A 259-nucleotide genomic window follows, 5' to 3' on the forward strand; every position below is an offset into this window, starting at 1 on the left:
ATCCAGAGTTTCCACCAGACGCTTAACAGCGGTGGTACCCATTTCGTTGTCGTCTTGGCCGTTCAGAGCCATCAGAGCCGACCCGATGATGATCGGAGTGTCGTCACCTGGGAAGTCGTAAGTGCTCAGCAGATCGCGCACTTCCATTTCAACCAGCTCCAGCAGCTCAGCGTCGTCAACCATGTCAGCCTTGTTCAGGAAGACAACGATGTACGGAACGCCTACCTGACGGGACAGCAGGATGTGCTCACGAGTTTGC

At 55.2% G+C, this 259-nt stretch carries 1 protein-coding gene; it reads right to left on the minus strand.

The genetic code is table 11. The annotated features are described in order from the left end of the window. On the minus strand, positions 1-259 hold a 259-nt coding region (locus LXM55_RS32380; RefSeq protein ID WP_233324214.1), incomplete at both ends, for a GTP-binding protein.

Source organism: Pseudomonas sp. Au-Pse12, assembly GCF_021341665.1.
GTDB lineage: Bacteria > Pseudomonadota > Gammaproteobacteria > Pseudomonadales > Pseudomonadaceae > Aquipseudomonas.